The 24,245-nt window shown below is 36.4% G+C and carries 23 protein-coding genes; 13 read left to right on the top strand and 10 right to left on the bottom strand.

The annotated features are described in order from the left end of the window. Positions 1–208 precede the first annotated feature (208 nt). Positions 209–2,698, bottom strand: coding sequence for a fasciclin domain-containing protein (locus ACZ1GR_RS04620; protein ID WP_472611053.1), 2,490 nt, complete (start codon positions 2,696–2,698; stop codon positions 209–211). Between the two features lie 61 nt (positions 2,699–2,759). Further along, positions 2,760–4,148: a fasciclin domain-containing protein gene (locus ACZ1GR_RS04615; protein ID WP_472611052.1), complete on the bottom strand. Its 1,389-nt coding sequence runs from the start codon at positions 4,146–4,148 to the stop codon at positions 2,760–2,762. A 324-nt stretch (positions 4,149–4,472) separates the two neighbouring features. Here ACZ1GR_RS04615 and mnmA point away from each other — a divergent pair, with 324 nt between their 5' ends. Together mnmA and ACZ1GR_RS04605 are read left to right on the top strand one after the other, a co-directional pair. Beyond that, positions 4,473–5,666, top strand: coding sequence for a tRNA 2-thiouridine(34) synthase MnmA (gene mnmA / locus ACZ1GR_RS04610; RefSeq protein WP_472611793.1), 1,194 nt, complete (start codon positions 4,473–4,475; stop codon positions 5,664–5,666). 4 nt (positions 5,667–5,670) lie between these two features. Then, on the top strand, positions 5,671–6,609 hold the full coding sequence (locus ACZ1GR_RS04605; protein ID WP_472611051.1) for an NAD(P)H-dependent flavin oxidoreductase: 939 nt from the start codon (positions 5,671–5,673) through the stop codon (positions 6,607–6,609). Here the strand turns inward: ACZ1GR_RS04605 and ACZ1GR_RS04600 are convergent. Then, positions 6,606–8,336, bottom strand: a complete 1,731-nt coding sequence (locus ACZ1GR_RS04600; RefSeq protein WP_472611050.1) for a tetratricopeptide repeat protein — start codon at positions 8,334–8,336, stop codon at positions 6,606–6,608. The two genes, ACZ1GR_RS04605 and ACZ1GR_RS04600, sit on opposite strands and share 4 nt — an antisense overlap. Before the next feature lie 194 nt (positions 8,337–8,530). Between ACZ1GR_RS04600 and mazG the strand changes: the two genes are divergently transcribed. Next, complete coding sequence (gene mazG, locus ACZ1GR_RS04595) at positions 8,531–9,307, top strand: nucleoside triphosphate pyrophosphohydrolase (protein WP_472611049.1); 777 nt, start codon at positions 8,531–8,533, stop codon at positions 9,305–9,307. 1 nt (position 9,308) lies between these two features. On the opposite strand, the gene ACZ1GR_RS04590 is transcribed toward mazG, so the two are convergent. Together ACZ1GR_RS04590 and ACZ1GR_RS04585 are read right to left on the bottom strand one after the other, a co-directional pair. Beyond that, positions 9,309–9,713, bottom strand: coding sequence for a response regulator (locus ACZ1GR_RS04590; protein ID WP_472611048.1), 405 nt, complete (start codon positions 9,711–9,713; stop codon positions 9,309–9,311). An 8-nt stretch (positions 9,714–9,721) separates the two neighbouring features. After that, complete coding sequence (locus ACZ1GR_RS04585) at positions 9,722–11,005, bottom strand: sensor histidine kinase (protein WP_472611047.1); 1,284 nt, start codon at positions 11,003–11,005, stop codon at positions 9,722–9,724. A 271-nt stretch (positions 11,006–11,276) separates the two neighbouring features. Here ACZ1GR_RS04585 and ACZ1GR_RS04580 point away from each other — a divergent pair, with 271 nt between their 5' ends. From ACZ1GR_RS04580 to ACZ1GR_RS04565, 4 genes are read left to right on the top strand one after another with little or no spacing between them, the layout of a single operon-like run. After that, the gene (locus ACZ1GR_RS04580) at positions 11,277–12,647 is read left to right on the top strand and encodes an MATE family efflux transporter (protein ID WP_472611046.1); all 1,371 of its coding nucleotides are present in this window, start codon (positions 11,277–11,279) and stop codon (positions 12,645–12,647) included. Between the two features lie 3 nt (positions 12,648–12,650). After that, positions 12,651–12,878: a hypothetical protein gene (locus tag ACZ1GR_RS04575; protein ID WP_472611045.1), complete on the top strand. Its 228-nt coding sequence runs from the start codon at positions 12,651–12,653 to the stop codon at positions 12,876–12,878. Between the two features lie 2 nt (positions 12,879–12,880). Continuing rightward, entirely contained in the window at positions 12,881–13,450 is a 570-nt protein-coding gene (locus tag ACZ1GR_RS04570; protein WP_472611044.1) for a phosphatase PAP2 family protein, read from the top strand. Next, on the top strand, positions 13,447–15,105 hold the full coding sequence (locus ACZ1GR_RS04565; protein WP_472611043.1) for an ArnT family glycosyltransferase: 1,659 nt from the start codon (positions 13,447–13,449) through the stop codon (positions 15,103–15,105). Before ACZ1GR_RS04570 ends, ACZ1GR_RS04565 begins: the two co-directional genes overlap by 4 nt. On the opposite strand, the gene ACZ1GR_RS04560 is transcribed toward ACZ1GR_RS04565, so the two are convergent. The 3 genes from ACZ1GR_RS04560 to meaB are packed head-to-tail and all read right to left on the bottom strand — an operon-like array spanning position 15,102 to position 18,005. Further along, on the bottom strand, positions 15,102–16,025 hold the full coding sequence (locus ACZ1GR_RS04560) for a lysylphosphatidylglycerol synthase transmembrane domain-containing protein (RefSeq protein ID WP_472611042.1): 924 nt from the start codon (positions 16,023–16,025) through the stop codon (positions 15,102–15,104). The genes ACZ1GR_RS04565 and ACZ1GR_RS04560 overlap by 4 nt on opposite strands. Then, the gene (locus ACZ1GR_RS04555; RefSeq protein ID WP_472611041.1) at positions 15,958–16,920 is read right to left on the bottom strand and encodes a glycosyltransferase family 2 protein; all 963 of its coding nucleotides are present in this window, start codon (positions 16,918–16,920) and stop codon (positions 15,958–15,960) included. The genes ACZ1GR_RS04560 and ACZ1GR_RS04555 overlap by 68 nt, the downstream gene beginning before the upstream one ends. Positions 16,921–16,958: 38 nt before the next feature. After that, a complete protein-coding gene (meaB, locus tag ACZ1GR_RS04550; protein ID WP_472611040.1) occupies positions 16,959–18,005 on the bottom strand; it encodes a methylmalonyl Co-A mutase-associated GTPase MeaB in 1,047 nt (348 codons plus the stop codon). 243 nt (positions 18,006–18,248) lie between these two features. Between meaB and ACZ1GR_RS04545 the strand changes: the two genes are divergently transcribed. From ACZ1GR_RS04545 to ACZ1GR_RS04535, 3 genes are read left to right on the top strand one after another with little or no spacing between them, the layout of a single operon-like run. Further along, complete coding sequence (locus ACZ1GR_RS04545; protein WP_377765240.1) at positions 18,249–18,788, top strand: RNA polymerase sigma factor; 540 nt, start codon at positions 18,249–18,251, stop codon at positions 18,786–18,788. Beyond that, positions 18,772–19,350 (top strand): hypothetical protein, encoded by a 579-nt coding sequence (locus ACZ1GR_RS04540; protein ID WP_377765239.1) that lies wholly within the window; start codon positions 18,772–18,774, stop codon positions 19,348–19,350. The genes ACZ1GR_RS04545 and ACZ1GR_RS04540 overlap by 17 nt, the downstream gene beginning before the upstream one ends. Next, positions 19,328–20,863 (top strand): hypothetical protein, encoded by a 1,536-nt coding sequence (locus ACZ1GR_RS04535; protein WP_472611039.1) that lies wholly within the window; start codon positions 19,328–19,330, stop codon positions 20,861–20,863. Before ACZ1GR_RS04540 ends, ACZ1GR_RS04535 begins: the two co-directional genes overlap by 23 nt. A gap of 31 nt (positions 20,864–20,894) precedes the next feature. Here the strand turns inward: ACZ1GR_RS04535 and msrA are convergent, their stop codons facing one another. Together msrA and ACZ1GR_RS04525 are read right to left on the bottom strand one after the other, a co-directional pair. Then, positions 20,895–21,566 (bottom strand): peptide-methionine (S)-S-oxide reductase MsrA, encoded by a 672-nt coding sequence (gene msrA / locus ACZ1GR_RS04530; RefSeq protein ID WP_472611038.1) that lies wholly within the window; start codon positions 21,564–21,566, stop codon positions 20,895–20,897. Between the two features lie 73 nt (positions 21,567–21,639). Continuing rightward, positions 21,640–22,323 carry a metal-dependent hydrolase gene (locus tag ACZ1GR_RS04525; protein WP_472611037.1) on the bottom strand — a complete coding sequence of 228 codons (684 nt, stop codon included), beginning with the start codon at positions 22,321–22,323 and terminating at the stop codon, positions 21,640–21,642. Between the two features lie 107 nt (positions 22,324–22,430). On the opposite strand from ACZ1GR_RS04525, the gene ACZ1GR_RS04520 reads away from it, so the two are divergent. The 3 genes from ACZ1GR_RS04520 to ACZ1GR_RS04510 all read left to right on the top strand — a co-directional run bounded on the left by ACZ1GR_RS04520 (position 22,431) and on the right by ACZ1GR_RS04510 (position 24,063). After that, entirely contained in the window at positions 22,431–23,099 is a 669-nt protein-coding gene (locus ACZ1GR_RS04520; RefSeq protein ID WP_472611036.1) for a peptidoglycan DD-metalloendopeptidase family protein, read from the top strand. A 183-nt stretch (positions 23,100–23,282) separates the two neighbouring features. After that, positions 23,283–23,519 carry a hypothetical protein gene (locus ACZ1GR_RS04515; RefSeq protein ID WP_472611035.1) on the top strand — a complete coding sequence of 79 codons (237 nt, stop codon included), beginning with the start codon at positions 23,283–23,285 and terminating at the stop codon, positions 23,517–23,519. A 316-nt stretch (positions 23,520–23,835) separates the two neighbouring features. Beyond that, on the top strand, positions 23,836–24,063 hold the full coding sequence (locus ACZ1GR_RS04510; RefSeq protein ID WP_472611034.1) for a hypothetical protein: 228 nt from the start codon (positions 23,836–23,838) through the stop codon (positions 24,061–24,063). Positions 24,064–24,245 lie beyond the last annotated feature (182 nt).

Here is a 24,245-nt window from a genome sequence, read left to right as displayed (position 1 = left end):
CATAGTTTGGAAAGATTCGGGACTCCAAAGATGCGACCTAATTCCTTTCAAAAAAATTAATAGTTGTCAAGCGGTGTTTTTTGTATGGTAAAGGATACCCTTTTGATGTCTCATCGACGAACGGTTAATACCATAGACGAAAAAAGCCTTTCATTGTATAATGAAAGGCTTTTTTGTAGTCCTTAACCTACTAATAGCTAAGCTTTTTTTAGTGTAGTGCGTCCAAAACTTCTTGTGGAAGTAAAACTTTGTTGATAACATGTACTATACCATTGCTAGCTACATTATCAGCACCAACAACTTTAGCATCAACATGTGTTTTATCCCTAATAAATACTCCGTGGTTCAGTATTGCGAAAATTGACTCACCCTGTAAAGTTGTAAACTCTTGGTGATTGCTTAAATCTCCGGATGCCACAGCGGCGCCGGCAACAACATGATAGGTTAGAATTTTCGCAAGAAGTGCTTTCTCTTCTTCGGTATCAAAATCTTCTAAGCTATTATAGTTACTACCTAAGGCATGTAATAAATCTGTAAATGCTTGATTGGTCGGGGCGAATACGGTGAAAGGACCTTCGCCGCTCAAAGTTTCCACCAATCCAGCGTTAGCGGCAACAAGTGCATCGACAAGAATGCTCAAGTCATCGGTGGCGATAGCGAGCTCTACAATATTTTTCATCTGAAGGCTAGCTACAAAATCAACAGCTTCCTGCGGTAACAATACTTTGTTGATTACATGTACAACTCCGTTGCTGGCATCCACATCAGGAATTACGACGGTAGCATTATCATCGGTAGCGTCAATAATGTGAACAGTATGGTTTGTAATATTGATGCCTACTGAAGCTCCATTTACCGTTGTGATGGACTGCCCATCGGAAAGGTCTGCTGCGAAAGCTTCGGTTCCCGCCACTACGTGGTAGGTAAGTATTTTAACCAAAAGGTCTATTTCTTCCTGAGTATCGAAATCTGAAAGCGCGTTATAGTCATCACCTAGGATATCCAATAGACCAACAAAAGCCTCGTTGGTAGGAGCGAATACGGTGAAAGGACCTTCACCGCTCAAGGTTTCCACCAATCCGGCGTTAGCGGCGACAAGTGCATCGACAAGAATGCTCAAGTCATCGGTAGCGATAGCGAGCTCTACGATATTTTTCATCTGAAGGCTAGCTACAAAATCAACAGCTTCCTGTGGTAACAATACTTTGTTGATTACGTGAACGACTCCGTTACTGGCATCCACATCAGGAATCACCACGGTAGCATTATCATCGGTAGCGTCAATAATGTGAACGGTATGGTTCTTAATGTTTATCCCAACGGAACCACCATTTACCGTTGTTATGGACTGTCCATCGGAAAGGTCTGCTGCGAAAGCTTCTGTTCCCGCCACTACGTGGTAGGTAAGTATTTTGACCAAAAGGTCTATTTCTTCCTGAGTATCGAAATCTGAAAGTGCGTTGTAGTCATCGCCCAAAATATCCAATAGACCGACAAAAGCTTCGTTGGTAGGAGCGAATACGGTGAAAGGACCTTCACCACTTAAGGTTTCCACTAATCCAGCGTTAGCGGCAACAAGTGCATCGACAAGAATGCTCAAGTCATCGGTAGCGATAGCTATTTCAACAATGTTCTTAAGCTCAAGGGTTGCCAAAAAGTCAATGGCCGATTGAGGTAATAACACTTTATTGATGGTATGTGCTACACCATTAGTAGCTATGATGTCCGTACTCGTTATTGCAGCATTGGTATCAGAAGCATCACCAATCACAAAAGTTTCACCTTCGGCAATAATTTCAATAGTATTTTCAGCTAAAGCAGTTGCAACGCTACCTTCAGCTAGATCAGCAGCCAACACTTTGGCGGGAACAACGTGGTATAAAAGAATATCTTTTAGTAATGCGATTTCTTCTTCAGTATCAAAATCCTCTAAAGAGTTATAGTCATCTCCCAAGGCCATAAGAAGACCTGCAAATGCATCATCGGTTGGAGCAAAAACGGTAAAAGGACCTTCGCTCTGCAAAGTCTCAACTAAATCTGCTTTTATAACAGCTGCTTCAAGAGCGGATAAAACTTCAGTCGCTACTACTAGGTCTACCAAATCTTGAGGCGGACTAAGTATATTAAGAACCTCTTGGGGCAATAATACTTTATTAATAACATGTACTATACCATTTGAGTTAGGTACATCGGCAAGAATGACCTTTGCATCATCTTCGGTAGCATCACCGATAAATACGCCACCATCAAGGCTAACCGAAACACTTTCTCCTTGTACAGTGGTTATGGTCTGACCTTCTGACAAGTCTGTAGATGCTGCGGCAACACCGGCAACAACATGATATTGTAGAATCTTGGCCAATAATGTCTTTTCTTCTTCGGTATCAAAATCTTCAAGAGAATCAAAACCTTCTAAACCTTGTAAAAGCGCTGTAAAGGCTTCATTTGAAGGAGCAAATACGGTAAATGGACCATTACCGCTTAATGTGCCGATTAAATCTGAGTCTTCATTCTCATCGGCCTTAGATAGAGCTGCCACAAGGGAACTTAAACTTTCTTCACTTTGTGCAGTTTCTACAATAGTAGTTTGGCTTTCCATCGAAGCCATCAATTCTTCTTTGTCATCATCGCAGGATACTGCAAATACCGACAGTAGCAGTATAAGAAATACGTTTTTAAATGTGAGGTTTTTTTTCATTTTTATATAGTGTTAAAGGTTAATTAGAAAAGGGCCACCGATTAAGATGGCCCTATTTGTATTAATTTGTAGTGTCTGGCACTAGAACAGTATTTAAAACATGGATTACTCCATTTTTAGCTTGTACATCTACTGCAATAATGCCTATTCCGTCGTTACCTGCACCGTCGGTCACATCTGCGATATTACCATCTGTTCCTGGTAAGGTGATTGTAAACGTATCTCCTTCTAAAGTTGCAGGAGTGGTTGTTGTGCCATCTGCAGTTAAATCACTAGAACGAATATTAGCTCCGGCAACAACATGATGTTGTAAAATTGGGATTAAATCCTCTTCAGCAGGAATAGCACTCAACGCAGCAAAAGCATCATTTGTAGGGGCAAAAACCGTAAACGGATCATTACCATTTCCATCTTGGGCAGAAAGTACTTCGACAAAATTTACACTAGGCGTAAGATCTGTCAACGCCTGAACCAGTGTTGAGAAATTGGGGTCAGCAGCAGCAAAAGTAACTACCGATGGTAAGTCTATTACTGCATCTACCGCATGTACTACGCCATTTACAGCAACGATGTCTGCAATGGCAACATTACTGCTTGCATTAATACTTACACCATCATCGGTATTAATATACTGGCTTAATGCATCACCGTCTGCATTGGTTGCAGCTGTAGAAACATACATGTTCATTAATTCATCGGAAAAAGCTGCGTCTCCTGAAATTACATGATATGATAAAACATCATTGATATCATTACTATTTGGGTTTGTGTACGCCCCAAATGCCGCATTTACAGGTGCAAATACAGTAAAGTCTGTAATAGTGCTGGAAAGAAGTGTAGTAAATGTAGTATTGTTATCAGCAGTTAAAGCTGTTACCAAAGAAGACAACTCACTATTGGATACTGCATGGTCTACAATTGTAGGCAGCCCGATAACAGCATCAACAATATGCACTACTCCATTGTCTGCCTGAATATCTTCAGTTACGACATCGGCAACTCCATTAATGGTAACTCCAGTTGATGTATTGATATAAAGACTTAAGTTTCTACCTTCAGCTCCAGCTGTTGATAAGCTAGAAATATAACCTGTAGAAAGTGAAGAAGATAAATTTTCTCCGCTTACTACGTGATTTAATAACACTTGCGTTAAAATGTCATTGGGTACTTCTTCTAAAGATGCAAAATCATTTGCTTCCAAAAATGCTTCAAAAGCGCTGTTGGTAGGGGCAAATACTGTAAAAGGGCCATCACCTTCCAGGGTTCCGGCGAGATTGGCACTGGTTAGGGCATCGACCAAAATACTTAGGTCGTTAGTAGCCACTGCAAGGTCAACAATAGTTGTGGTTTCCATGTCAGTTCCACCTCCGTTGTCGTCATCCGAGCAAGAAGCTAGTACGAATGCAAATAGGACTAAGCCGATTTTAAAGAAATTTGTTAGTTGTTTCATGAAAATTGATTTAGAATAATTGTTTAACAAAAATTGATAAATTTTAAACCTTTTATTGTTTGAAAATCAGACACTTATACATCCTTTAAACATAAATAACTGATAATCAGTGTGTTTTTAATTACTTCCTTAAGATATTTTGTTTGATAAAAGGTTGCTTTGGTTAAACACTTTTTAATAAATGTTTAACATTTGTGTTAAATTTTGAAACAATATTTACAATACAAAGCCCAATTGCTAATACCCTGATTACCTGATTGAAGAGCACTGGTATTGCCTATTTTTAAAGCCTATTTTGTACTTTTGCAACTGAGATTTAAAATGATGAAAAAGAAAGTTATTGTTGGATTATCTGGTGGAGTAGATTCAAGTGTTACGGCATATCTGCTTAAACAGCAGGGATATGAAGTAATCGGACTTTTTATGAAGAACTGGCATGATGATTCCGTTACGATTTCAGATGAATGCCCGTGGTTGGAAGATAGCAATGATGCCTTGATAGTAGCGGATAAACTAGGTATTCCTTTTCAGACTGTTGACTTAAGTGTTGAATATAAAGAGCGTATCGTAGATTATATGTTCAATGAATATGAAAAAGGCAGAACTCCCAATCCTGATGTGCTGTGCAACCGCGAAATTAAATTCGATGTTTTTTTAAAAATTGCTTTGGGTCTCGGTGCCGATTATGTGGCTACCGGGCACTATTGTAGAAAGGGGACAATTAAAAATAGTGATGGAACGGAAACTTATCAACTTTTGGCGGCAGCTGATACTAATAAGGACCAGTCTTATTTTTTGTGTCAGCTTTCACAAGAACAGTTGGCAAAAACACTTTTCCCTATTGGAGAGCTAACGAAACCAGAAGTGCGTAAAATTGCTGCGGATAATGATTTGGTAACGGCCGATAAAAAAGACTCCCAAGGATTATGTTTTATAGGTAAAGTACGTTTACCAGAATTTTTACAACAAAAATTAAAGCCAAAAAAAGGTGTAATTGTAGAGGTGCCGGCTAGCGCGGAGTATTACGTAAACGGAACGAAAACTTTTACTGAGAAACTAGAAGAACTTAAATATCAATCAGAAAAAATTGCCTATTCAAAAGATAAAGGGAAAATTGTTGGAGAGCATTCTGGAGCCCATTTTTTTACCATCGGACAACGAAAGGGCCTTGACGTAGGAGGTACCAAAGAGCCCTTATTTGTATTGGAGACCGATGTAAATGAAAACGTTATTTATACAGGACAGGGAAAATCACATCCTGGTCTTCTACGAAAAACCCTTTTTGTTAATGAAAAAGAACTGCATTGGGTAAGAGAAGATTTAGCACTGAAGGTTGATGGGATAATGACTGTTATGGCTAGAATCCGTTATCGTCAACCTCTACAAAAAGCAACTTTATATCGAGTTAATGGAGGCCTGTATGTTGATTTTGATGAAAAACAATCAGCAATAACGGAAGGCCAGTTCGTGGCCTGGTATATTGAAGATGAGTTAATCGGTTCTGGAGTCATATCTTAGCTGCATGCAAAATAGAATTACAGATTTATTCCATATAAAATACCCTATAGTTCAAGGAGGTATGATTTGGGCAAGTGGTTGGAGATTGGCTTCAGCCGTTTCTAATGCAGGCGGACTAGGCTTAATAGGTGCAGGTAGCATGTATCCAGAGGTATTGGTCGAGCACATTCAAAAGTGCAAAAAAGCCACTGACAAACCATTTGGGGTTAATATTCCCATGTTGTATCCGGATATTGATAAATTGATGTCCATAATTATTGGTGAAGGGGTCAAAATAGTTTTTACATCTGCTGGAAACCCTAAAACTTGGACGGCTTTTTTAAAAGAAAAAGGAATTACTGTGGTGCATGTGGTGAGTAGTGTAAAGTTTGCACTTAAGGCCCAAGATGCAGGAGTAGATGCGGTAGTCGCCGAAGGTTTTGAAGCAGGTGGCCACAATGGCCGAGATGAAACGACGACACTGGTGTTGATACCCGCCGTAAAAGAGAAACTAGCCATTCCTTTAATAGCTGCCGGAGGTATAGCGACCGGTCGTCAAATGTTGGCGGCTATGGTCTTGGGAGCAGACGGGGTTCAGGTCGGCAGCCGTTTTGTTGCCAGTAATGAAGCTTCTTCACATCTTTCTTTTAAAGAGGAAGTTGTTAAGGCCAAAGAGGGTGATACCCAGTTGACTTTAAAAGAATTAGCTCCCGTGAGGTTGCTTAAAAACAATTTTTATCATCAAGTTCAAGAGGCCTATGAAAAAGGAGCTTCTATTGAAGAATTAAAAGAAGTTCTAGGTAGGGCAAGGGCAAAAAGAGGGATGTTCGAAGGAGATTTAAAAGAAGGAGAACTTGAGATAGGTCAAGTATCTGCTTTAATTCATAATATTAAACCTGCAGCTAAAATTGTGGAAGAAATGGTGACCGAATTTCAACAAGCAAAAAAAGAGATTATAAACTAAAGAACTGAGCTGCTCAGTTCTAAGTCAGAATGTTCCCAAGCTTTTTCGAGTTCTAGTTTTACTTTTTTAGCCTCTTCATTTTTACCTTGAGCTTCTAAACTTTTGTAAAGCCCAGTAAGCGACCAACCATTTTGACGTAACTCTTTTAAGTCATCACGGTAAATTGCTTCAGCCTCTTGGTACTGCTTAACCTTTAGTAACATTGCTCCCAAGTTTTGTCTAGGTGGTATATACCACGCCGAAGGCTCATTGTAAGTGAGATTGTCTTCAAGTTCAACGGCCTCTCTAAAATGTTTTATTGACTTTTCATTTAAACCTTCAAGAGAGGCTACTTCACCAGCAACAACTTCATAGGCTAATTCTGCAATGGCAAAACTAGAGTCAAAACCTACTGCCATTATTTCTTTCATTTCTGGATCTTTTAAGATGTTTTCAATAGCATCTAATTCTTCTTTAGCTTCTTTTAGATTGTTTTTTCTAGTAAAGGCTACACCACGAGCATAATGCCAAATTAATTTAAGATGCTTAATTTCAGAATTAGGGCTTGGCATAGTCAAAATATCATTCCATTTTCCAAATCGAACGTAGGCTAAAAGTGGGGTGGAGGCAAAATTTTGAAGAAAATGTAATTCTTTCATTTCTCCGATTGGTACTTTTTCGGCAGTTTTTTTGGCGGCATCTAGGGCAATCTCACTATTACCTAGAAGACTTGCCGCTGACCATAAAAAATGAATATTGTGCGGGTAATACCCTAATGGATACATACCTTGAGAATAGCATTGAGAGATGTAGTCTTCATCTGCTAGTATGGCTTTTTGATTCACTTTTACGGCATCTAAATAACGCCCCACCCTAATATATATGTGTGAGGGCATATGCACGATATGACCTGCTCCTGGCATTAATTTGCCCAATATATCTGCGCTTGGTTCAGCTAAATCAGGCTTCGGAAGTTCTACCATATGTATATAATAATGATGTGCTCCAGGGTTTTCTGGATTTAGCGCTATGGCTTTTTCTAAGGCAGCTTTTGCTTCATTTATGTTTGGTGACGGATTTCCATCTTTGTCCCAATAATTCCATGGTACGGTATTCATTACTGATGCAGCATATAATACTTGTATATCCGCATCTTTAGGAAACTGTAAGGCCACTTTTTCCATGGCTTTCATATAAGCCATGTTCAACTTTGCAATATCAGAAGTACCATCACTAGAATATCTTTTAGATAGGGCCTCTATTAAAGCTTGCTCTTTTGCTGTGGACTTCCTAAGGTTTTTTTTGGCATTCAGAATAGCTTCCCAAGCTTTTTGCCTCCTTTGGTTATCTGGTAAAGGGTCGTTAATATTTGGTCCTAAAACGTAGGCCTGCCCCCAATAGGTCATTGCAGACTTTGAATCTAATCGGGCGGCCTCCATAAACGAGCGATGAGCTTCAGCGTGATTAAATGCATAGGTTAGTCTCAATCCTTGATTAAAGAAAGTCTGCGCATCTTTTTTTGCAGTTGTGATAGTAAAACTATGATTGCCTAGATTTTCAAATAGAGGAGATATCTGTTTTGTACTATCAATATTACCTAACAAAAATTTTGCAGTAGTGCACTTAATGAAGTTTAGCGAAGCATATTGTGCGTCTTTATTTTTTAATTGTTGGGTTTCTTGAACCGAAATGTAAAGTATGACACCGGCGGCCAAAATCCCTATCAATATTTTTTGATATACTTTCATGAGGATATGAATAAAACATTGGTTAAACTAGAAAAGGGGGAATTATTTAAAAATAGGAGGGAACTGGATGCTAAATATAGGGTTATTATGTAAATAACTGATTATTAATATGTTAAATTGCTGGTTTATAACTTTCATAAATAGTATTAGCTGCTTCACCAAAGTTGATTGTATTTTTAAATAAAATTTGAAAAATGAATTCAAGAGAAGGTCAACTCAAAGCTTTTGATAGGTTGCTTACGATTATGGACAAGCTCAGAGCCCAATGTCCTTGGGATAAGAAGCAGACACTTCAAACGCTAAGACATTTGACGATTGAGGAGACCTATGAACTGGGGGATGCCATTCTTGACAATGATTTGGAAGAGGTAAAAAAAGAGCTGGGCGATCTGTTATTGCACATTGTTTTTTATGCCAAAATAGGTTCTGAAACAAAAGACTTCGATATTGCCGATGTAGCCAATGAAATATGTGATAAACTCATTAATCGTCATCCGCACATTTATGGAGACGTAAAGGTTGAGAATGAAGAACAGGTAAAGGAAAATTGGGAAAATATAAAACTTAAAGAAGGTAAAAAAAGTGTGCTTGAAGGCGTACCGAATAGTTTACCAGCTTTGGTCAAGGCAAATAGAATACAAGAAAAAGTTGCTGGGGTCGGTTTTGATTGGGAAAAACCCGAGCAGGTTTTCGAAAAGTTGCAAGAAGAATTAGCAGAATTTCAAGAGGAAGTAAAGGTTGATGATACGGATAAAATGGAAGCTGAATTTGGCGATGTTCTTTTTTCTATGGTCAATTACGCCCGTTTTTTAAATATAAGTCCTGAAAACGCCCTTGAACGAACCAATAAGAAGTTCATAAAAAGATTTCAATTTTTGGAGACAAAGGCAAAAGAGCAAAACAAAACACTTAAAGAAATGACCTTGGCCGAAATGGATATTTTTTGGGAGCAAGCCAAGAAACTGTCTTAGGTCAATGTTCCAATTCTTGTAATATTCCTGCTAATTTACCTGGTTCTATCGGCTTTATGATATAGTCTGATATTTCACTTATAGATTTCGCCTTGTTAACATCTTCGGGGCTTACTGAAGAGGATATCATGTAAATTATTATCTTTTTACCAACCCTTGGTTTTATTTTAATATACTCCTCCATAAACTCAAAACCGTCCATTATAGGCATATTAATATCCAAAAAGATGATATCGGGTAGTGCTTCACTTTTCCCAAGATTTTCAGTCAAGTATATTAGAGCTTCCTCACCATCCGAGAATAATAAAATTTTTTGTGAGGGTTTGTACTCTTTTAATGCCCTGATGACCGTAAATTTATAAATATCATCGTCGTCGATTATACTAACTGTTAAATGTTTTTCCATTTTATCTTTTATAATGTTACCGTAAACGTAGTTCCTTCATTTACAGAACTACTGGCCAGAATGGTTCCTCCCAGTGCTTCTATTTGAGTTCTTGTCATAAATAAACCGACACCTTTCGCTTCCGGGTGTCTGTGAAATGTTTTATTGAGCCCGAATAGTTTTTTACCATGTCTTTTTAAATCGATACCGAGGCCATTGTCCTTAAAAGTTAATTGCACTTTGCCATTTACCTTTTTAGACAGAACGGTTACTTCCGGCTTCCGATCAGGGGAATGATATTTTAAGGCGTTACCGATTAAATTTTGAAAAATACTTTCTAGATACACCTTATCGTAGACTACACTTTTTAGTTCTGAAAAATTATGATTGATTTCTGCCTTGGTGTTCAATATTTTACCAGATAGATTTTCGACAGTGGTATTCAAAATATCTTCTAATGCAATAGTTTCTAAACGGTACTCATCTCTATTTTGGGTTTTTAATGCTTCGACCAGCGTATTCATGGTCGCATTCAGATTTTGAATTACAGTTTCAAATTTGGTAAGCAGTCCTTTTTTTTCTTTCTCATCCTTTTCATTATTCACTAAAAAAAGTAGGCTATTCAAATTACTTATAGGAGCTCTTAGATTATGTGAGGTGATATATGCAAAATCAGATAACCTTCGGTTGGCTGTTTCCAGCGCTTTATTTTTTTCAAACAGATCATTAAAGAAAGGGATAATTATAAATATGAATTCGCCCAAGAGTACGAGAATCGAAACAATGGAAAGGATTAAAGCTATACTTTTCGTATTCGATAATTTGGCTTCAGCTTCTTTCTGATATTCAGAAACCACATTTTCCATACTCATTAAAAAGGGCAATTCGGATTTCGATACACTAGAAATTGCTAATTGAATATTTTTATCAGATGGGTTCTCGACAACCAATTTTCCATTTTCAATGATATTGGTAATTAACGGACCGGTCTCTTTTAGAAGGTTTTTTGCTTGATTCTCATTGGCATAGTTTTCTTCTAGAAAAATATGTGCTTTTTCAAACTCGGTGATAAGTATTTCTAGGGTGTCACTTGAATAATTATGGCCTAGCTGCTGATTGGTATTGCCCATATACAATAGATGTTTAGCTATTCGCTGACTGAGCATTCGTTGGCGTCCCGCTATGTTTATCACTCTTGCATCACTTTTCTGAAGGTCAAGTTTATATTGCAGTATTACTTCATTGGTGATAATCGTAATTATTACGGTAAGAATAAAAATGATATATCTTTTTTTATAGCGCGATTTGGTCATCTAAATTAAGGTTGTGTTTGATTGTTTAAGATGAGAAGAATCTCATCGTCAAGATTTTTGTAAATACAGCAATAAGAAAAAGAAAACACGTATACAATCTATTGTGAATTTTATAAACACCAAACGTAAAAATAGTATTTTTCTTACATTTATAAAGAAATATTATTACCTCTATAATTTTTAAAGAACTTCTCGAACTACTATTCCCTTTAGTTAAAATGATTTTTTCAATTCTTTAAAAGTATCTTTAAGGCCTTTAAATTTTCACCCTTTGTTGCAAGAGTATACCAAAGAATTTCGCTATAATTTAAAATTGTCCTATCCTGTTATTTTGGGTATGTTGGGCCATACATTCGTTGCTTTTGCTGATAACATCATGGTGGGACAATTAGGCACTGCTGAGCTTGCAGCGGTTTCATTGGGCAACAGTTTTGTTTTTATTGCCATGTCTTTGGGAATAGGGTTTTCCACAGCGATTACACCTTTGGTAGCGGAGGCCGATGGTGCTGGAAACAGGGCAAATGGTAAAAGTGCACTTAAGCACGGTTTAGTGCTCTGTTCTTTTTTAGGTATGTCCCTTTTCGGTATAATTTTACTTTGTAAACCGCTGATGTATGTTATGCAACAGCCTAAAGAGGTTGTAGAATTAGCTATACCCTATCTTGAGTTAGTAGCCTTTTCATTGGTGCCCTTAATTATTTTTCAAGCGTTCAAACAGTTTTCTGAAGGCCTATCACAAACAAAATATCCGATGTACGCGACGATTTTGGCCAATGTGGTAAACATCATTTTAAATTATTTGTTGATTTTTGGTTCTTTCGGATTCCCCAAAATGGGTATAGTAGGGGCTGCAATCGGTACATTGGTATCAAGGGTAATAATGGTAGCCTTTATATGGTATTTATTAAAGAACAAGAAGAAGTTCCATGAGTATGTTACCGGTTTTAATTTCAAAAAGATAGAGAAGAGTGTAATGCAGAAAATCATTAATCTCGGTTTTCCATCTGCCTTACAAATGTTTTTCGAGGTGGCCATTTTTACCGCGGCAATTTGGTTAAGTGGTGTTTTAGGAAAAAACGCGCAGGCCGCCAATCAAATTGCTTTGAATCTAAGCAGCATGACATTTATGGTGGGTATGGGCTTGGGTGTAGCGGCCATGGTGCGAGTTGGCAACCAGAAAGGCTTAAAAGACTTTAAGGCTTTGCGACGCATAGGGATATCAATTTTCTTATTGACCTTTTTGCTTGAAATTGTTTTCGCGACCATATTTCTTCTGGGTAGAAACTGGTTGCCTACCATTTATTTAGATGTTGATGATGTTGCGAACCAAATAGACAATACCGAGGTGATATTTTTAGCGGCTAAACTTTTATTGGTAGCAGCAGTATTTCAAATTTCAGACGGTATTCAAGTCGTTGTCTTGGGTGCTCTACGTGGCTTGCAAGATGTAAAAATCCCGACACTCATTACCTTTATAGCCTATTGGCTGATTGGTTTTCCCGTAAGTTATTATTTAGGATTATTTACGGAATATAAAAGTACGGGCATATGGATTGGACTATTATTGGGACTTACTGCATCTGCCGTAATGTTGTATCTTCGATTTAATTATTTAACAAAACGATTGATTTTAAATTCGTAAAGAATGGATTTGCCAAAGTTTCTCTTAGGGGATAATACAGATTTTCCTAACGGTATTTATATCGTGCATACCGAGTTCCCCAGATTTATCATAAACCTAGAAGATGATGAAGTAGAGTGGTTAGAAGAGTTTTCTAAAGAAGATGAAAAAGAACTTGAAGAAGAAACTGAAAATTTAATTGAAGCCGCTACCGCCTTTTATGATAGGGAAGTGGAACGTTACGATAGTTAGTAATGTTAGAACAGCTTTTACAACTAGATAAAGACCTTTTTCTGTTTTTAAATGGATTGGGGACAAAAAGTTGGGATGGTTTTTGGCTTTTCATCACTAATAAATGGAATTCTATTCCCTTGTACGTAGTTCTTCTTTGGTTAGCTTTTAAAAATTTAAAACTTAAAAAAACCATTCTTCTCTTGGTCACCGTTGCCCTATTAATAACCGTTACGGACCAATTGGCCAACTTTTTTAAGTATGGAGTTCAGCGTTTTAGACCTTGTCATGATATAGAAGTGTCCGCAGTTATGCGTTTAGTGAAAAGCTATTGTGGTGGTAAATTTGGTTATTTTTCGGCCCATGCCGCAAGCTCTTTTGCCTTGGCCACTTTTTTTGGTTTGCTATTTAAGGGCAAAATAAAATTTATTGGGGTCCTTTTGGTGATTTGGGCACTAATGGTCGCTTACAGCAGAATATATATTGGAGTACATTTTCCGTTAGATGTGATTACAGGTATTGGAATAGGTATTCTTTTTGGCTGGTTATTTACCAAGTTATATATCTTTACTACTTTAAAAATTAAGGCTTGATTTCTACAACCAGATATTGGTTTTTAATTGCTTTGGTTATTCTGGTGTATATCATCGGAATGTTTTCTCCGCTATTTGAGTATGATTCTGCACAATTTGCCGTAATGGCAATGCGAATGGTACAAGAGAATGATTTTATCAATCTTTTTAAAGGAACCAATGAGTATTTAGACAAACCTCATATGCATTATTGGTTAGCGGCATTGTCCTATAAAATTTTTGGTATTAATCATTGGGCCTATCGTATACCGGGGATATTGGCCACACTTCTGGGGGCTTATAGCTGTTACGGATTAGCAAAGTTGCTCTACAATACCGATATTGGAAAGTTCGCTGCACTAATTTTTATGACCGCTCAAACCATTGTGCTATCGAATATCGATGTAAGAACGGATGCGGTCTTGACCGGTTTTACAATTTTTGCCATCTGGCAGTTGGTTGCATACATTGAAAATAATACAATTAAGAATATTGCGCTTGGGGCATTTGGGGCCGGTATTGCTTTTTCTACAAAAGGTCAGATTGCTTTATTGGTAATAGGTATCTGTATTTTGTGCCACCTCGCTTATACCCGCAAATGGAACAAGCTTTTGAATTGGCGTGTATTTATAGCATTGCTTGTTTTTGCAATTACTATTACACCTATGTTGTATGCCTATTATCTTCAATTTGACTTGCATCCAGAAAAGGTTATTAGGGGTAAAAGTAATCGCAGTGGAATCTTCTTTATTTTTTGGGAACAGAGTTTTGAGCGCTTAAGTGGCGAAGGTCATGGAAAAAATAGTAGCGATTATTTTTTCTTTTTTCACACTTTTCTTTGGGTCTTTTTACCTTGGACGGTATTAGCGTTAATAGCGTACTGGTGGCGTTTAAAAGTCTTTATAAAGTCTAATTTTCAGTACCACAAGAAGTTTGAATTTTTAACAGTTGGTGGTATAACAATAATCTTTTTCATCATCAGCTTTGCACAGTTTAAGTTACCGCATTATATGAATATTATGATGCCCTTGTATGCCGTTCTCACTGCGTCGTACTTACACAGTTTGTATAAGCATACCAAAAGAAACACGATAAAATTTCTGCTGGGCGTACAATATTTTATTTTAAGCTTAGTATTCATTTCTTCAGTGTTAATATGCTTTTATGTCTTTAAGTTTGAAGAATGGTATAGCTATGTAATTTTAATACTGGTGCTACTGGCCATAACATATTTCTGTTTAAAACGTGAAGAATATTATATGCGGATTATAACATTATCCGTTTGTAGTTCTTTATTACTGAACGGGGTTTTAAATACGCATTTTTACCCGAATCTATTAAAGTATCAAGCTGGTTCTACAATTGCTGAACGGGTTGAAGAAAATAACATACCAACGGATAAAATCTATAAAATCTCTGAAATGCCTACATGGGCTCTTGATTTTTATAACAAAAAGCCCGTTATACCCTCATCCTTAACAGAGATAGCCAATAAGAAAGATATTTGGGTTTACGTTGATGATATCGGTTTAGAAAGTTTAAGAAAATCAGGTTTTGATTGGGATAGGCGGTTTACCGAAAAGCAATTTAGAATTACCCGTCTACAAGCAAAAATTTTAGACCCTACAACAAGAAAAAAAGTTCTTAATGAAATGCACTTGGTGCATATTTACTAAACTTCGTTAACTTCTAATGTAGGTTTTTTAAAGTGGTAATACATGCCGCCAAGAGAGACTAAAGCCGTAATTAAGAAGAAGACAAAGCTTATGCTTACCGATGAATCTGTTTGTAAATTAAGCCATTCTGCACCGTATAAAAAGGTAAGTTCTCTACTGCCAATACCGCCTATTGTTAACGGAAGTACCGAGACAATTGAAGAAACCAAGAAAATAAATAGATAGGCAATAGTGGCGAGCTTTATCGATAGGGCTTTTAGTATAAACCAAACAGCTATAAGTTGTGATAATTGTACTATCGAAGAATAGGCAAAAGATTTCCAAAAAACAGGAAGGGTATAGGTGAAAAACCGTTTGACTAAGTACCAATACACACTAATACTCAGAGGAATACAGGATATAAAAAGCCAATTAAAGCGACTTGAAAAATCGTTTTTTATAAAAACGGCAAGCACACAGGCGTATAGAAAAAGAAGAAGCATTCCACTTAATCTGTCCAGCACCAATACTACGGCACTTTTCTTTACACCCACTTGATAATTCTTTTGTATCAAGTATCCTTTATACGCATCACCTCCTATACCACCTGGTAGAAAAAGGTTGTAAAACATACCTAATAGGTAAAGTTTAAGATTGCTCTTTTGCTTGAGTTTTACACCTATTTCATGAAAATAGAGATTTAGCCGAAAAGAGGCCATAATTTTTGAAAATACAACCAAAACAAAAGCTATGAATAGATAAAACGGATTGGATGTTTTTAAGATAACCAAGACATCCTGTAAATTTATTTTGGTGAATATGAAATAAATTAGTGCAGCACTAATTACTAACTTTAAAAACGTAATTAGATGTTTACGCTGTTTTTTGGTCACCAATTGATATTTTTTTGATACGGTACGGTCTTTTTTGTTGTGATTCATAATAGGTTCTAATGAGCAACTCCATGACTATACCGATGGTAAAAAGTTGAATTCCTCCTAAAATAAACATCATACCAAAAATCAATAAAGGTCTGGTACCGATATCTTGTCCAAATCCGAATTTTACAATCAAGAGATATACTTCAATAAAGGTGCCCAGTATAATCAATAAAACGCCCAATATACCGAACAAGTGAATGGGGCGTTGAAAATATTTTCTAATAAAGAGCAGCAACATCATATCTGCAACCACTTTAAAAACACGCTCCAGTCCGTACTTCGAGACTCCTGCATGCCTTGCATGATGTTTTACCGGAACTTGTTTTATTTGCGCTCCTTCCAAAAAAGCCAAAAGCGTAATAAAACGATGCATCTCGCCATAAAGATTAAGACCTTTTGCGATATCCTTGGTAAATACTTTTAAGGCACATCCATTGTCCTTTATATCTAATTTGGTAACCCTTCGAACCAAAAAATTGGCAATTTTTGAAGGTATCTTTTTTACCAATGAATCTTTACGTTTTTGCCGAATACCCGTAATTAAATCGTAGTCATCACTTTGTGCAAATTCAAGCATTTGGGGAATATCGGAAGGGTCATTTTGCAAGTCGCCGTCCATTGTTATAATGTAATCGCCTTCAGCGTAATCGATACCGGCTGCAAGTGCCAGACTTTGCCCGTAATTCTTTTTCAGTTCTATTAAATGAACTTTTTTGTCATCCATTCCCTTAACAACGTTCTTGGTATCGTCGGTTGAAAAATCATCGATATAAATAATTTGATAGTTATAGGTACCTAAACTCTCATGGATTTTTTGGGTAAGAAGAACAACATTATCTTCTTCATTATAAAGTGGAACAACAATGGATAATAAAGTATCGGTCGGTAAACTCATTAATAGGGAATAACTGTGGGCAAATTTAGGCTTTTTATTTAAGGTTTATTTTGTAGGGCTAAGAGCTTTCTAGCTGCAAAAAAAGGAGAAATCTGGTTTTTTTGAATTGCCAGTAATAGCTTATCCAGTTCATGTTTTACTTCAGGGTTGGTATAGAAGTTTTGATAAATGTTATGATTTACAGTTTCAAGAAACCAATTTTGGTTTTGTTGAATCCGATTTCTATCAAATGACCTACTTTTCTTTGCAATGTTCGTATAATCGGTAATCATATCCCAGATATTGGTAATTCCTTCATTATGAAGGGCAGAACAGGTCAATACTTTGGGATACCAGTTATTTTCTTTGGCTGGATAAAGATGAAGTGCACCTGTAAATTCTACTTTGGCTTTATCGGCTTCAGTTTTATTGGCCCCGTCAGCTTTGTTGATGACAACCCCATCAGCCATTTCCATAATACCTCGTTTTATGCCTTGAAGCTCGTCACCTGCTCCTGCTAACTTTAGCAGTAGAAAAAAATCGACCATGCCATGAACTACCGTTTCGCTTTGCCCTACGCCAACGGTTTCTACCAATATTACATTATAACCAGCGGCTTCGCATAACATAATACTCTCTCTGGTTTTTCGCGCAACACCGCCCAAAGATTCGCTAGATGGTGAAGGGCGTATAAATGCGTTAGGGTCTTTTGCCAGAAGTTCCATCCTCGTCTTATCACCAAGAATACTGCCTTTCGTTAATGAGCTTGTAGGGTCTACTGCTAGCACTGCTACTTTATTTCCTAAACCGGTTAGCATTTTACCAAGCGCTTCAATAAAAGTACTTTTGCCGACACCAGGCACTCCTGTAATACCTACACGAATACTTTCTTTATTATTCGCCAAACAACCTTCTATAATTTCGTTGGCTTTTTTCGAATGATTTTGATTTGAACTTTCAATTAAGGTAATTGCTCTTGCTAAATGCGCTTTATCTCCAATTCTAATACCCTCTATTAGGGCAGAGACCGAGGGTTCTTGTCTACGAAGCTGTTTAATTTTATCAATGCGTTTGCCGGCACTGGTTTCTTTTTTCTTAGGAATCATAATATGGCAACTACTTACGAAGGTAGCAAGTTTTAACTATATTACTATTCATTTTTATTGCGGAAATTTTCATGTTGAGATGATTTATTTTCTCTATTAAACAACTGATTAACAGGGTTTTTTTGTAAACCGATTGGTAGTGGGCTTATTTTTTTTCATTTAAATTCCTGTTATTTTGCCACATCGTTTTTTTTATCTCGTCTTTTAGATAACAACTAATTACACAAACCAAAACTGACCACATTGCAATTAGAACTTGTAGAACAATGTAAGTTGAACGACCGTATGGCGCAAATGAAGCTTTACAAACAGTATTGTGATGGTATGTTTTGTGTTGCGATGCGATTTTTAAAGAATGCCGATGATGCAGAGGATGTTTTGCAAGAATCCTTTATCAAAGCGTTTCAACGCATTCATCAATTTAAAGGAGAAGTAACCTTTGGAGCATGGTTAAAAAGGATTGTCGTTAACGGAAGTATTGATTTTTTAAAATCTAAGCATCAAAAAACTATTGAATTGGACGAAGGATATATGCATATAGCAAATGATGAGAGTTGGGATGTTGATGAAAACATAGATATAAATGCGGTTAAACGTAAAATTGAAGAATTACCAGAAAAGTATAGATATGTTGTACAACTTTTTTTGGTAGAGGGTTATGATCATAGAGAAATTTCAGAGATTTTAAAGATTTCTGAAACCGCAAGCAGAACCAGACTATTACGAGGTAAAAGTTATTTAAAAGAATCTTTAAGCGAATTGAAATATGGCACAAGATCTTAGAAAACTGTTTAAAGAGCAGCGAGAAAAAGAAACACATCAAATGAACAAAGGTCATGAAGACCGTTTTTTCGCAAAACTGGAAGAAGAATTACCTGAAAAAGTAAGACCAAATTCATATTTCTGGTTAAGAATAGCCGCTTCGTTGGTAATATTTGTTAGTGTGGCAACTTACTTTTTTATGAATTCGAAAAAAGATAATGATTCAACCGAAACCATTGTTAACAATAACAATGAAACGGAAAGTAGTATTTCTCTAGGTGATCTTTCACCAGATTTAGAGAAGATAGAAAACTATTATGTGGCCAATATAAATCTAGAACTGGCAAATCTTGAAGTATCAGAAGAGAATAAGGGGGTTGTAGACGGATATATGGAACAATTGGCGGAGTTAGATGCAGAATACAAAAGATTGAATAAAGAGCTGAATGAAGTAGGCCCTAATGATCAAACGATTGAAGCATTGATTCAAAATTTGCAATTACGCTTACAATTATTAAAGAAGTTAAAAGAGAAGTTAAATCAATTAAAATTATCAAAAAATGAACAGACAGCTATTATTTAGTGCAATTACCTCGGTGTTCATCACCACCGGGGCATTTGCCCAGACCAAATCCAAAACATTTAAAGAGACCTTTAATGTGGGTGACAATGCAACACTTAATATTAATACCAGTAATGCGGATATCGAGTTTGAAACTTGGGATAAAAATGAAGTGGAAATCACCGCGGTCATTGAATTGGAAGGAGCCAAAGAAGAGGAAGCCGAGCGTTATTTTAGTAAAAGCGGAGTTACGATTAAAGGAAATAGTAAGGAAATTGACATTACTACTGGAAGAGAGGGCAAGGGTTTATTCAGTTATAATAATATAAGTAGATGGGACGATACTAATATAGATTTTGATGTTGAACCACTTTTTGAAGATTTACGCCTGCCAGAGCTAGCTGAACTTTCAGAACTCTCTGAACTCTCTGAACTTTCGGAATTATCAGGGTTGTCCGAATTATCCAAGCTATCAGAACTTTCTAAATTGGCTGAGCTTGCCGTGATACCAGAGATGCCTGTAATACCTGCGTTGCCTAGTATGCCAAACTTTACCTTCGACTATGGTGAATACAAGAAAGATGGTGAGAAATACATGAAAAAGTGGAAGAAACAATTTGATAAAGGTTTTGATGAAGAGTTCAAAAAGAATTTTGAGGAATGGGGTAAAAAGTTCGAAGAACTTAATGAAGAACGTAATGAAAAGTTAGTAGAGCGTTTAGAGCAACAGAAAGAGATGCTTAAAAAACGCAATGAAAAGTATCTACAACAAATGGCTACTAGAGAGTTGCAACGTGAAGCAGCAAGAATCCAACGCGATTCTATGAGAGCAAAAAGAGATTCTTTACGTTTTTTCTTAAGAGATAGTCTTAGAGCCTCTAAACCCAACATCTTTTACTTTTCTTCGGATAAGGACAGCAAACGCTATAAGGTCAAAAAAACAATCAAGGTAAAAATGCCTAAATCTGTAAAATTAAAAATGAATGTTCGCCATGGCGAAGTAAAATTGGCCCAAACTACTAACAATTTAGATGCAAGCTTGCAGTACGCAAGCTTGCTCGCTTCAACGATTGAAGGCAGCGCTACCAATATTAGGGCTTCTTATTCTCCCGTTTCTGTACAAAAATGGAACTATGGACAGTTGAAAACAGATTATTCAGAAAGGGTAAATCTAAAAGAAGTAGGGGAGTTACGTTTAAACGCTATTTCTTCCAATGTGATTATTGATAAATTGAACAATAGTATACTGCTCACCAATAAACTGGGGGCTGTTGAAATTAATTCGGTATCCAATAACTTTAAAGATATTGATGTAACCGTTCAAAATGGGGAGTTCACTTGTAAAGTCCCTAAAACACCGGTATCACTTTATTTAAATGGAACACGTTCTAATTTAGTTTACCCAATATCATGGAAAATGGAACGAACCAAAAACTTTGACAACGAGGTTTGTAAAGGGTATCAAACAAATGGTAACTCAGGCAAGTCTATTCGGGTGAACTCAAAATATAGCGAAGTTGTATTGAAAAACTAACTTTGGAGTCCCGAATAAACCTACCTACGACCTAATGCGCATCTTCTTTCAAATAGTCCTTAAAATTCTCTTTAAATCGGTTATATCTAGGTATTGAAACAGCTTTGATATAAGAATTATTCGGATTTTTTCTTTCGTAATCTTGATGATAATCTTCTGCATCGTAAAAAACATCAAACTTTTCTACTTCGGTAACTATAGGCCTGTCATAAACACCTTCAGAAACCAATAGTGTGATATAATCATCTATTATTTTCTTTTCTTCCTTAGTTTCATAAAAGGCTATGGAGCGGTATTGTGCACCCCTATCCGGACCCTGTCTGTTCAGGGAAGTAGGGTCATGAGAACCAAAAAATACTTTTACCAACTTCTGAAATGAGATTATTTCTGGGTCGTAATATACTTTAACCGCCTCGGCATGTCTTGTTCTGCCATAGGCTACCTGTTCATATGTCGGATTTTTTTCTGGTCCACCAGAGTATCCAGAAACTACTTCTTTAACTCCTTTTACACTTTCAAAAATGACCTCTACACACCAAAAACAACCACTTGCAAAGTAAGCAGTTTCATATTGTTGCAAGTCTTCTTGAGACAATAGCACTTTTTCAGGCATGGGTTCAACAGCAACTTCTTTTTTGGTTTTTGATTTCGGTTGACAACTGAACGATATTAAAAGAACGGGTATTAAAAATAATTTTTTCATCAACATAAAATTTTATGATTAGTAGTAAAAGACCAATAAAACTTACCTGTATTGGGTTAGAATCTTCTAGTTTTTAAATATGGATGAACTCGCCAATTGCGGGTAGTAAAAGTTCTTTTCCTTTGTTCTTAAAATGGTCTACGGCCTCTTTTTTATTTAAAGCAATAGGAGGGAAGGTATCGTAATGGCAACCAAGCACTTTATTACATTCGACAAAATCGCTAGCTATAGCTGCATCCTCATATCCCATTGTAAAGTTATCTCCTATAGGTAAAATGGCAAGATCAATTTGCTTGAACATTAAGGGTAATAATTTCATGTCCATGGTCAAAGCAGTATCTCCTGCTATATAAATGGTTTTATCTTTTGAAGAGACTACAAAACCACCAGGGTTGCCACCATTGCTGCCGTCTGGAAAAACACTCGAGTGAATTGCGTTTACATATTTTACAATGCCAAAGTCAAAATACTTTTTTCCGCCATGGTTTAAGGGGTGACCTTGAATTCCTTTTTTATCGAACCACTGAACAATTTCGTAGTTTGAAATAAGTTTGGCCTTAGGGTTGTTCTTTACAATAGTCTCAACATCAAGTATATGATCTCTATGAGCATGGGTAACAAGAATATAGTCAGCCTTTAAATCATTTAAATTTATTGACTCCGCTTTTGGATTTCCACTAATAAAAGGGTCAACGATTAAATTAATATCATCAATTTTAATATGTAATGAGGCGTGGCCTAAAAATGTAATCTCCATTTCTTATTTAGTTTTGTAATAGCTTTCAAGCGCTTTAAATTACTAAGATGTAAACTATATTTGAAATGAACCTTTTAGTTTTAACTTTTTAAATAGAAATTAACGCTTTGATTTTTTCAAATTTAAAGTTTAGTAAAGCCCCCATAGCTATACTGGACAATAAGATACCCCTTGAATTCTATACGAGTATTGATTTGTCCTCTACGAATAAAGAGCTTAAAGGAGTTAATATCACAAACCCTGATAGTTGCCAAAAGTATATTAATGAAGTTTTAGCACGAAATCAAGCATTGGTAGCCTATGGCGGCTATTTGGAGAAAAGGAATCTATATGACGCTGCTGACCGATTTTCAAAGGGAGGCACTAGAAATATTCATTTAGGAATCGATTTTTGGTGCGAGGCAGGTACACAAGTGATAACACCAATTACAGGCACGGTCCATAGTTTTAGCAATAATGATGATATCGGCAACTATGGACCAACACTAATTTTAGAGCACAAATTCGAGAATATTCTGTTTTACAGCCTGTACGGTCACCTTTCCATTGAGTCTTTAGAGGAATTATTTATTGGTAAAAAATTTAGAAATGGAGAAACACTTGCTACTTTAGGCACACCCGATATTAATGTTAACTATGCACCTCATCTTCATTTTCAAATTATAAATGATTTGGGAAGTTATCAAGGGGATTACCCAGGTGTTTGTAGTGAAAGCGATTTGGATTTTTATAAAACCAATTGTCCAAATCCAAATCTTTTACTTCAACTATATTAATATGTCATCGATGAAATGCATACGAAATCGATGTGTAGTTCATCGGATCAAAAACCGTTGCCGATACTTTTTTACACTTTATCCTACTATTGGTTTTTAAGCGAAAAATTAGTGCCCTAGACCGAGTTATATCTGTCCAAGCTTTCATGTGAAATTACATTTACGGTGTAAAACAAAACAAACATGAAAGCAAGTTTAACTTTAATCGCAATAATCTTCTTTGGAACTTTTGCAGTAGCACAAACCACTATTAAAGAGATAAAGGTGGAAACTATTACTGAAAATGTGATTTTGATTAAAAAAGTTAAGCAAGAGCTTAACTTAGAAGGTAAGGTTGCCCGATTGTATATGTTCAAAAACTCTAGAATCAAAAAAGAGTTAGCGTTCAAAACAAAAAGAAACCGTTCTAAACTTGCGTAATCGATTAGAAAGATTGGCTTTGCCTAAACCATCATTCTAAATGCAAGTCTTGGTGGTTCAAAAAGAACCAAAAGCTTGTTTTTAAATGCTGATGTGGTTTTAAATTAAAATTCTAGTAATTCTATTTACTGTATCTTACCGATTAAATGCATTTCAAATCGATGAGGTGCTTTTTGGGTTAAAAACGTTTGTCGAAGATAAAATACATTTTATCTGTATAAATACCTTTTAGCGAAAATTTTGTGTCGCAGAGCGAGCAAAATCTATGGACCGCCATGGGTCGAAGTACATTTACCATGTAATAAAAACCCAAATCATGAAAGCAGTTTTAACTTTAATTTTTATAATCTTTTTAGGAACAGCAGCAATGGCGCAAACTCCTTCTAAAGAAACTAAGGTTGAAACAAAAACTGCAACCGTCGTATTGAACGTTAAAATTGAAAAATCTGAAACACAGGTCGTACGATTGTATATGTTCAAAAATTTTAGAGTTAAAAAAGAATTGAACTTTAAGACCAAAAGAGACGGTGCAAAATTAGCCTAATTATGATACTATTCCTATTAATCGTTACTACTGTAATTGCACTTACCTTAACAAGCATTGCTTTTGCAATGGTAAATTCTAAGCGTAGAAAAGTACGAGTTACCTCTAAATAAAAAGATAAGCTCAACTGTTTAAGTCTTGATTTTGTTATCCTTTCACAATCTAGATACTGAAGTCTCTAG

The sequence above is a fragment of the Croceitalea sp. W27 genome, assembly GCF_055693185.1.
The sequence above is the reverse complement of the archived record's forward strand: the minus strand, read 5'-3'. Positions and strand labels throughout refer to the sequence as shown.